Here is an 8,469-nt window from a genome sequence, read left to right as displayed (position 1 = left end):
ATGCCGTCTTCACCTACAAGTAGGGTGCAGCTTAAGTCTTCTTGGCGGTAACGCGTTTTTACTGTGCAGCGAGTGGTGCCTTTAGGGCCAATACGGTCTACCCAGTGAAGTTGGTTTGCGTTAAGACCGTTGCTGTATAGGCGAGGGTGATCTTTACCTTGCCCCACAATAAGTACATTTCGCTCAAGGTCTTTATCTACTACGTACCAAGGCTCACCAGAACCTTCCTTCATACCACCAATTAACAAGCCTTTGCGTTGTCCAAGTGTGTGGTACATTAAGCCTTCGTGCTCGCCTACGTTGTTACCGTCTGTGTCTTCGATAACGCCAGGTTGTGCTGGTAAGAACTTTTGTAAAAAGTCTTTAAATTTACGCTCACCAATAAAGCAGATACCTGTGCTGTCTTTTTTATCGTGAGTGATTAGGTCTTGCTCTTCTGCTATGCGGCGTACTTCTGGTTTTTCGATATCGCCTACAGGGAATAACGTTTGGCCAATATGTTCATAGCTTAGAGTATATAAGAAATAGCTTTGATCTTTATTGTTATCAAGTCCGCGACACATTACGTATTTGTCATCGCGAAGCTCACGGCGAACATAGTGACCCGTTGCAATAAAGTCAGCACCGAGTGCTTGCGCAGCAAATTCTAAAAAGGCTTTAAATTTAATTTCTTTGTTACACATTATATCTGGGTTAGGTGTGCGACCTGCTTTGTACTCTGCTAAAAAGTACTCAAATACATTGTCCCAATATTCTGCTGCAAAGTTAACTGTGTGAAGCTCAATGCCTAATTTGTCACACACTGCTTGCGCATCTTTTAAATCATCAGCGGCAGCACAGTATTCATCATTGTCGTCTTCTTCCCAGTTCTTCATAAACAGGCCTTCTACTTGGTAGCCCTGTTGTTGTAATAAATATGCAGATACAGAAGAATCAACACCGCCGGACATGCCAACAATGACTTTAATGTGACTATTTTCGCTCATGAATAATTTCGCTTATACAGATTGCTGTTAACTTGGAAAGGCCGCGATTATAGCATGTATTTTGTTTGTGCTTAAAGAGACTAAGGACGCAAAGAGGGGAATTAGTCAGTATTTTATTTATATAACAAATAGCAAACTAGACTTAAGCGCTTTATTAGGCTGTAACTTTAGTAATATTAAAGTGATCTTTACTAATAAATTAAGAGTATAGAATAATTCATGTAGTTATTGAGTTTTATTAATAGTATTTTTCTTTTAAAACTACTAGGGTAAATATACACTTAATAAAAATAAAATAGTGGTGAGTATATGGTTGTAAACCATTTTAAAGCCGCTTGAAATATAGTCAATGGAATGAATATATGAATTATGCCTATCAAATAAACAAGATAAATTCTTTAGTCGAGCATTACACACAAAAACCGGATTTTGTGGATAGCGAATTACTTTCTAGCAAGACGACAGAGTTTAAAAAATCAGCCTATAATCTTTTTTATGAGTTAATAAAACTAAAAAAAACCCATATTTACCAAGAACCAAATCATGTACATGAGTTATTTAGCTTAATTAAGGGCTCAACCGCTAAAAAGAACATTGAGCTAAAGGTACTTGATCATGTAGAGCACTGGTGGCTTGAATGGTATTTCGCTTTAGAAATGGACGAAAAGCTTAGTATAGAAAAAAGTGATATGCCAATGAGTTACTTACCTCAAAGTACACTCAACCCTATGCGCAAACATGAGATAAGTCACTACGCTAGGTTATTTACCGTTTTGCCAATGCCGGTATGTAATGTGTGTTCTAAGACGGGTGATATTTTGAAAGTTAATCAACGCTTTGTAGATGTTTTTGGTTATACAGTAGAGCATGTACCTAATCTTAAATTGTGGTGGGAAAAAGCGTGCCCAGATCCACAATATAGAGAGCTTGCAAAAAAGCTGTGGCAAGATTCACTTGAAAAGGCGCTGAATAATAATAACGATATACCTGCAAATAACTATCGAGTTTCTTGTCGTGATGGCTCACAAGTGATGATGGAAATTTCAGGAATTGATATAGGTGAAGAGTTTTTAGCTGTTTTTAATGATGCTACAGAGCGTTTAGAAGCAGAGGATATACTTAGGGATATGGCTTTTTTGGATGCATTAACCAAAATTGCAAACAGGCGTCGGTTTGATGAAAAACTAACACAAGAGTATGAACAATCAAAAGAATGCGAAGGCATGCTATCGATAATTATTATCGATATTGACTATTTTAAACAATTTAATGACCGGTATGGGCATGTAGCCGGCGATACGTGTTTATATGATGTGGCTCAAAAAATTGCTTCAACTGTTAGTCGCCCAGAAGATTTTGTGGCTCGATATGGCGGAGAGGAATTTGTTGTTTTATTACCTCAAACCGATAGGCAAGGGGCATTGTTTATAGCTGAGCAAATACAAAAGGCTGTAGAAAACTTAGCTATTGCACATCAGGATAGCTTTACCGGATTTTTATCTATAAGTATGGGTATTAATACCATCAGTGACTATACAAATAGTAATGAAGTCAGCTTTGTTAAAGCCGCTGATAACGCCCTTTATTATGCTAAAAAACAAGGACGTAATTGTATAGCGCTAAGCTCAGAGTAAATCAATTATAAATAGTTTCTAAGCTTAACGGTGGTCGATTCAAGCTGTCGTTAATGCACTTGAGCACTAAAGGGCTTCTAAGAGGTAATGATTTTATTTGCTCTAATGTATACCAGCTAGCGCTGATGATGTCGGAATCCATTGGTGTTGGTGCTTTTATATTATTAGGCGCTTCAAATAAAAAGCAGAATCGCAAATAGTGCACTGCGTTATCGGCATGCAAATTATAAACACCTAAAAACCCAATAGGCTCAAGCGTTAAGCCTGTTTCTTCTAGTAGCTCTCTGCTTGCAGCTTGTGCAAGTGTCTCATTTTGCTCTAAATGACCCGCAGGTTGATTGTAACAAATTTGCTTTGTAAATTTATCTCGCTCTTTTACAAGTAAAAACTCGTTTTGCTTTTTTACTATTGCTGCAACCGTGACATGCGGTTTATGCATCAACTACGCCCTTAATTACTTTGTATTCACCACAATTAATATCATCCAACGTATAGTTGCCAATGCTATAGCGGATGAGGCGAAGTGTAGGGTGTCCAATATGCGCGGTCATTCGACGAACTTGTCTGTTTTTACCTTCATTAATTGTAATACTTAGCCAAGTGGTAGGGATTGCTTTTCGCTCGCGTACAGGAGGATTACGAGTCCAAATTATAGGTTCATCAATTATTTTAACGTTAGCGGGGAGTGTAAGTCCGTCTTTAAGTTCTACGCCATTACATAAATCATTAATTGATTCGCTTGTTGGTTCACCTTCAACTTGTGCCCAGTAGGTTTTATTCGTCTTTTTATCAGGTGCCGTTAGGGTGTTTTGTAATTTTCCACAGTTTGTTAAAAGCAATAAACCTTCACTGTCTCTGTCTAACCTTCCTGCTGCGTAAACTTCTTTAATAGGGATAAATTCAGCAAGCGTTTTTCTGTCTGCGTCATCTGTAAATTGGCATAGCACATCAAACGGCTTGTTGAATAACACAATTTTTCTGTCTTTAGATGCTATTTGCGGCTTTATTTCTCTTTTACCAGATGGCGTTTTGTTAAGTGCACTGCGTGAATAAGTACGGCCTGTACTTCTTTTTGGCTTGGATTCAGTTACTTGATTATTGCCTGATTTAGATCTCATTATATGCACCTAGCTGGTTTTGGTAATCCGGCGATTTTTGTTGCTTGCTTAGCAGGGCCTTTAGGGAATAATTTATATAAATAAAGGCTATTACCTTTGTCTTCACCGAGTGCTTTTGCCATTGCTTTTACAAGCATCCGAATTGCTGGGCTGGTGTTATATTCAATATAAAAATCACGAACAAAGTTAATGACTTCCCAGTGTTGAACGCTAAGGGTAATGTTTTCTTGGATAGCAATTACAGGTGCAAGCTCCTTTGACCACAAAGTATGGTCAAGCAAGTAGCCTTGTTTGTCGGTTTCAATCTGTTGGTTGTTAAATTCAAGCATGAGTTACCACGTAATTGATTGATTAGTTGATAAAGTGAGTGCTACAAAGTCTTTATAGCTAATGGCTTTATCGTTATCTGCTAATTTTATTGCACGTACTTGCGCGTCTTGTTCAAGTATTAACAGTGTATCTGCAAATTGTCTAAATTGTTTTTTTGCAAAGCAGGCATCACCAACAAGTAGCACGTTATCGTCTGATAAAATTAAGTTTTCTAGCTGATTTGCCGAGTAATAGTTAAGCGGCTTTGAAAATATATGTAACGTACTCATAGGTTCACCACATGTTGCTGCGCTTTAATTAGTGTTTGTTGTTGGCTAAAGTTGAGTGCTTTTGCCTCTATGAGTAAATCATGTTTATTTAAACCATAATCAAGCAATGACTTTTCACACACGTAGATGTTTTCAACATCATAGATTTCGAGTGTTTTAATGTTTTTAAAAAAATCTTTTAAGCCAATATCGTTTGGTTGTTGATGCTTTTTTAAAGCCAAAACGGCGGGGCCGCTAAACAACCAACTCACATTTTGGTCAACGGCCGCAAATATCAATGTCATATCAAGTGCATCACGAATATTTAAATCGTCAAATGGGCTGCACTGACTCATTACTAATACGTTTATCATTTAAATTGCACCCATTTATCTGCGTCGCTTGCAAGCATTGCAAATTCAGCTAACCCTGCGACTTTAAATACACCTGTGTTTTTAATATCTAACCCGCGCTTTTGCGCGGCGGTAACACACAGCATTAAATTTAGTTTTTGATCAGCAAGTTGCTGCCAAAGTGCTGAAATTTGAAGCTCGTCTGAGGATAAATCAAAGTGGGTAGATGCATGATAAATACCTTGCTGGTATAAAAAAATAGCATCAATGGTGTGCCCTTGGGCTAAACATGCATTCGCAAATTTAACTATGCGTTGCGTGGTATCGTGATCGGATGGTGGTGTATGTAATGAAAGAACAAAGCGTGCCAAAACAATTCCAATAAAAAAGCCCCAATAAAGGGGCTATTTTAACAGAACTATTTAATTAGTCATCACTTGCGCCAAGTAGAGCAAGTAAAGAAGTAAATAAGTTATATACGCTTAGGTATAAAGACACTGTTGCGCGAATGTAGTTAGTTTCACCACCGTTTATGATTCGGCTTGTATCAAATAAAATCAAACCAGACATAATCAGTACAACTGCTGCATTAAGCACCATAAACATCAATGAACTGCCAATAAAAATATTAACGATGCTTGCTACAATCACAACGATTAAGCCAACAGTTAAAAAGCCACCCATAAATGAGAAGTCTTTTTTAGTATTTAGTGCATAAGCAGATAAACCAAAAAAGATAAGCGCTGTAGAACCTAAGGCTTGCATAATAAGCATTGGGCCATTAGGTAATGCAGCATAATGGTTAAGCAATGGACCTAAGCCTGCCCCCATTAAACCTGTGAAAGCAAAAACCCAAAATACACCAGATGCTGTATCTGCTTTTTTATTTACAACAAATAATAAACCGAACGAAACGAGTGTAAACACAATTCCCATAAAGTAAGGTAATTGTAGTGCCATTGAAATACCGGCTGTAACTGCACTAAATGCAAGTGTCATAGCTAGTAAAAAGTAGGTGTTTTTAAGTACCTTGTTTGTTTCAATGGTAGACATTACCGGTTTCGCGGTATTGTACGATTGATTAAACGCCATTGTAGAGCTCCTTTAAGTGAAACGTGTGTGTTTCGATAATTTAACTAAAATTAGATTACCAACTCTTATATGTTTGGGCAAACCTTTGTAGATCAATAGAGTTAAATATTTAAATAAAAGTATATTGATGGCTAAATTAAAAACATTTTGTTTTAACTTTAAACAAATCAATTGTTTTTTAGGCACTTAAACAATTAATTAAAAAAAAAGCTTCACAAAAGGGATGGGTTTCCCTATTATGCAGGCCGTGCGGAGAGATGGCAGAGTGGTCGAATGCACCGGTCTTGAAAACCGGCATGGGTTTATAGCCCATCTAGGGTTCAAATCCCTATCTCTCCACCACTTATTTAATAAGTGTGTGGTAATTAAAATATCATTCATTTAAATAGTTATTAGTACACTCTTACTTTTAACTTAGCAGTATCGGAGAGATGGCAGAGTGGTCGAATGCACCGGTCTTGAAAACCGGCATGGGTTTATAGCCCATCTAGGGTTCAAATCCCTATCTCTCCACCATATAACAAAATAGCCCGCTAATTTAGCGGGCTTTTTTGTGCCTGTAAAATAAATAACTACGGGTAGAAATAGCGCGATTTATCATCATAAATTACGACCATAGTCTCTATTTCTAAGCTTTAGATCTTGGTGCATGCTTAATACATTAAAATTTATACTCTGTATTAAGGATTATTAGATGAAACATCAACTCGCAAAAAGCGTCGCGCTTTCATTATTGTCCCCGGTAATTATTGGCAGCTTGTTAGGATTGTATTACGCACTAACGCTACAGGGTGATTTCCTATCCGTATTTTTTCAACTTTTGATGACTGCTATCTCAAATGCGCATATTGTAGGTTTAACAATGGCGGCTTTTGTCGTGCCAGGATATTTACTTATGTTTAAGTATTCTAAAGTTAATTATTCAGGTGTATTAACCCTTGGTTTGTTAGGTGGCGCTATATTCAGTTACTTATTAAGTGCATCAACTGGTGAGATATTTTTGATTAATAGTGTTATGTCAGCATTTGCTGCTGGACTGTTTTTATTTGGTCTTCGTAAATCGGTAAAAAAATAATCGCAGCATTATTAACCAAGCACGCTGATAAACGGTGCAATTTCCTTTTTTTTACCTCCAAAAGGTTCCAATTTTTCACGACAAAGAGTACCTTTAGCTACTGTATGTTTAATAAGAAGTAGTTTGGTATGCAAAAGCACGATTTTTACCAGTCATTAGTTAAGCAAACTGAATCGCTGATAGCTGGTGAATCTAATGTAATTGCCAATTTGGCAAACATAAGCGCGCTGTTATTTACCTCTTTAGAAGATGTAAATTGGGCGGGCTTTTACTTTATGGATTCTCCTACTGAATTAGTACTTGGCCCGTTTCAAGGTAACCCCGCATGCATCCGTATTCCCGTTGGGAAAGGGGTATGTGGAACAGCTGCGGCAACCGCAGAAACACAATTAATTGAAGATGTTCACGCTTTTGACGGGCATATAGCCTGCGATGCAGCGTCTAATTCTGAAGTAGTTGTACCTATCATGAAACATGGTAAAGTATTCGCAGTACTAGACATTGATAGTCCAAGTATTGGCCGATTTGATGCTGATGATAAAGTTGGCCTTGAAGCATTAGTGAAATGCTTAGAGGCGAGCATGTAATGAAAGATTTGCTAAATGTTCAAGACTACCTATTTGCTGTGCAAGATGTTGGCGATTGGGAAGGCGAAGAAGAGCATGTAGCGGAAACGCTCAATGATTTAATTCATATTGCATGGGATCGTCTTCCAGATGATTCAGAATGTGAATTTATTGATGAAACAATTAATGGTATTTGGGAACACCTTCGGGGTGATATGGCTGTAATAGAAGCCGATTTCGAAGAGTTGGTCGACTGGGTAACACACTACGTCGATTCGTCCCTTGATGAAAAGATGTGAAAAATAGGTTCTAAAATGGAAACCACAAACAAGCTAAAAGATATTAATGAAGTGTTGGAATTTTTATATCAAGAATTCCCACAATGTTTTAAACAAAAAGATGGCATCAAGCCGCTTAAAGTAGGTATTTTTAAAGATATTGCTGAGCGTATTGAAGGGTCTGAAAAAGTAAGTAAGACTCAAGTTCGTCAAGCGCTTAGAAAATACACGTCTAATTGGCGTTATTTAGAAGCTGTGACTAAGTCAGAGTTTCGTATTGACCTTGATGGTAATCAAGGTGAAAAAGTTGAGCAAGAGCATATCGACCATGCACAAAAAGCATTGGAAGAAAGCCGTGCTAAAATGGCAAAACGCAAAAAACAACAGCGTCCACGCCAAGATTCTGATTCTAAATCTTTCAAGAAAAAACCAGCTCATGCTAGTAAAGCAGGCGATAAAAACGCACCTGCAGCTAACAAACCTGCTAAAGCAGCGCCGGCTAAACGTTCAGGAAAAATTGAACCTTTACCAGCAACTGAGGTCAAGGTTAATAATAAGGTTAAGGTTAAACTTGGCCAAGCACTTGTAAACGCAGTAATCACTGAAGTGAACAAAGATGATGTTCATGTTGAATTAGTTACAGGCATGCAAGTTAAAACCAAAGCTGACAGCTTATATATTGTTTAAGTTGTAAATAAATTAAGGAGTTGTGTATGAGTAAAAAGTTTACGCTCATTCCGTTAGTTGCTGCCCTGTTTTCAGGTTCATTATTTGCTGCTGTTGAAGCCG

At 37.6% G+C, this 8,469-nt stretch carries 13 protein-coding genes and 2 tRNA genes; 7 read left to right on the top strand and 8 right to left on the bottom strand.

Features of this window, described 5'->3' with window-relative positions:
* Positions 1-986: tRNA 2-thiouridine(34) synthase MnmA (mnmA, locus tag L656_RS0119925; RefSeq protein WP_024600511.1), on the bottom strand; the 986-nt coding region annotated here is incomplete at its 3' end.
* Positions 987-1,348: 362 nt separating this feature from the next.
* Here mnmA and L656_RS0119920 point away from each other — a divergent pair.
* Entirely contained in the window at positions 1,349-2,620 is a 1,272-nt protein-coding gene (locus L656_RS0119920) for a sensor domain-containing diguanylate cyclase (protein ID WP_024600510.1), read from the top strand.
* 1 nt (position 2,621) lies between these two features.
* Here L656_RS0119920 and L656_RS0119915 read toward each other — a convergent pair whose 3' ends face one another.
* From L656_RS0119915 to L656_RS0119885, 7 genes are read right to left on the bottom strand one after another with little or no spacing between them, the layout of a single operon-like run.
* Positions 2,622-3,059 carry an NUDIX hydrolase gene (locus L656_RS0119915; RefSeq protein WP_024600509.1) on the bottom strand — a complete coding sequence of 146 codons (438 nt, stop codon included), beginning with the start codon at positions 3,057-3,059 and terminating at the stop codon, positions 2,622-2,624.
* The gene (locus tag L656_RS0119910) at positions 3,052-3,738 is read right to left on the bottom strand and encodes a pseudouridine synthase (protein ID WP_024600508.1); all 687 of its coding nucleotides are present in this window, start codon (positions 3,736-3,738) and stop codon (positions 3,052-3,054) included. Before L656_RS0119910 ends, L656_RS0119915 begins: the two co-directional genes overlap by 8 nt.
* Positions 3,738-4,067, bottom strand: a complete 330-nt coding sequence (locus tag L656_RS0119905; protein ID WP_007580207.1) for a TusE/DsrC/DsvC family sulfur relay protein — start codon at positions 4,065-4,067, stop codon at positions 3,738-3,740. The genes L656_RS0119910 and L656_RS0119905 overlap by 1 nt, the downstream gene beginning before the upstream one ends.
* A 3-nt stretch (positions 4,068-4,070) precedes the next feature.
* Positions 4,071-4,337 carry a DsrH/TusB family sulfur metabolism protein gene (locus L656_RS0119900; protein WP_024600507.1) on the bottom strand — a complete coding sequence of 89 codons (267 nt, stop codon included), beginning with the start codon at positions 4,335-4,337 and terminating at the stop codon, positions 4,071-4,073.
* Positions 4,334-4,690: a sulfurtransferase complex subunit TusC gene (tusC, locus tag L656_RS0119895; RefSeq protein WP_024600506.1), complete on the bottom strand. Its 357-nt coding sequence runs from the start codon at positions 4,688-4,690 to the stop codon at positions 4,334-4,336. Before tusC ends, L656_RS0119900 begins: the two co-directional genes overlap by 4 nt.
* On the bottom strand, positions 4,687-5,040 hold the full coding sequence (tusD, locus tag L656_RS0119890) for a sulfurtransferase complex subunit TusD (RefSeq protein ID WP_024596911.1): 354 nt from the start codon (positions 5,038-5,040) through the stop codon (positions 4,687-4,689). The genes tusC and tusD overlap by 4 nt, the downstream gene beginning before the upstream one ends.
* A 55-nt stretch (positions 5,041-5,095) precedes the next feature.
* The gene (locus L656_RS0119885) at positions 5,096-5,761 is read right to left on the bottom strand and encodes a Bax inhibitor-1/YccA family protein (RefSeq protein ID WP_008133668.1); all 666 of its coding nucleotides are present in this window, start codon (positions 5,759-5,761) and stop codon (positions 5,096-5,098) included.
* Between the two features lie 251 nt (positions 5,762-6,012).
* Between L656_RS0119885 and L656_RS0119880 the strand changes: the two genes are divergently transcribed.
* The 6 genes from L656_RS0119880 to proQ all read left to right on the top strand — a co-directional run bounded on the left by L656_RS0119880 (position 6,013) and on the right by proQ (position 8,367).
* Positions 6,013-6,103, top strand: a tRNA-Ser gene (locus L656_RS0119880).
* Positions 6,104-6,186: 83 nt separating this feature from the next.
* Positions 6,187-6,277 (top strand) — tRNA-Ser (locus tag L656_RS0119875).
* Positions 6,278-6,455: 178 nt separating this feature from the next.
* Positions 6,456-6,836, top strand: coding sequence for a hypothetical protein (locus L656_RS0119870; protein ID WP_007586920.1), 381 nt, complete (start codon positions 6,456-6,458; stop codon positions 6,834-6,836).
* 128 nt (positions 6,837-6,964) lie between these two features.
* Positions 6,965-7,423, top strand: coding sequence for a GAF domain-containing protein (locus L656_RS0119865; RefSeq protein ID WP_024600505.1), 459 nt, complete (start codon positions 6,965-6,967; stop codon positions 7,421-7,423).
* A complete protein-coding gene (locus tag L656_RS0119860; protein WP_002961910.1) occupies positions 7,423-7,701 on the top strand; it encodes a hypothetical protein in 279 nt (92 codons plus the stop codon). Before L656_RS0119865 ends, L656_RS0119860 begins: the two co-directional genes overlap by 1 nt.
* Positions 7,702-7,716: 15 nt before the next feature.
* Positions 7,717-8,367 (top strand): RNA chaperone ProQ, encoded by a 651-nt coding sequence (proQ, locus tag L656_RS0119855; protein WP_024600504.1) that lies wholly within the window; start codon positions 7,717-7,719, stop codon positions 8,365-8,367.
* Positions 8,368-8,469: the final 102 nt, after the last annotated feature.

The sequence above is a fragment of the Pseudoalteromonas sp. TAE56 genome, from assembly GCF_000497955.1.
Lineage (GTDB): Bacteria > Pseudomonadota > Gammaproteobacteria > Enterobacterales > Alteromonadaceae > Pseudoalteromonas.
Note: the sequence above shows the minus strand (reverse complement) of the source record. Positions and strands in the feature narration are given on the sequence as shown.

Bases quoted from the DNA above. Each gene is read 5' to 3' on its own strand.
- L656_RS0119920 (WP_024600510.1), top strand. From the start codon at position 1,349: ATGAATTATGCCTATCAAATAAACAAGATAAATTCTTTAGTCGAGCAT.
- L656_RS0119915 (WP_024600509.1), bottom strand. From the start codon at position 3,059: ATGCATAAACCGCATGTCACGGTTGCAGCAATAGTAAAAAAGCAAAAC.
- L656_RS0119910 (WP_024600508.1), bottom strand. From the start codon at position 3,738: ATGAGATCTAAATCAGGCAATAATCAAGTAACTGAATCCAAGCCAAAA.
- L656_RS0119905 (WP_007580207.1), bottom strand. From the start codon at position 4,067: ATGCTTGAATTTAACAACCAACAGATTGAAACCGACAAACAAGGCTAC.
- L656_RS0119900 (WP_024600507.1), bottom strand. From the start codon at position 4,337: ATGAGTACGTTACATATATTTTCAAAGCCGCTTAACTATTACTCGGCA.
- tusC (WP_024600506.1), bottom strand. From the start codon at position 4,690: ATGATAAACGTATTAGTAATGAGTCAGTGCAGCCCATTTGACGATTTA.
- L656_RS0119885 (WP_008133668.1), bottom strand. From the start codon at position 5,761: ATGGCGTTTAATCAATCGTACAATACCGCGAAACCGGTAATGTCTACC.
- L656_RS0119870 (WP_007586920.1), top strand. From the start codon at position 6,456: ATGAAACATCAACTCGCAAAAAGCGTCGCGCTTTCATTATTGTCCCCG.
- L656_RS0119865 (WP_024600505.1), top strand. From the start codon at position 6,965: ATGCAAAAGCACGATTTTTACCAGTCATTAGTTAAGCAAACTGAATCG.
- L656_RS0119860 (WP_002961910.1), top strand. From the start codon at position 7,423: ATGAAAGATTTGCTAAATGTTCAAGACTACCTATTTGCTGTGCAAGAT.
- proQ (WP_024600504.1), top strand. From the start codon at position 7,717: ATGGAAACCACAAACAAGCTAAAAGATATTAATGAAGTGTTGGAATTT.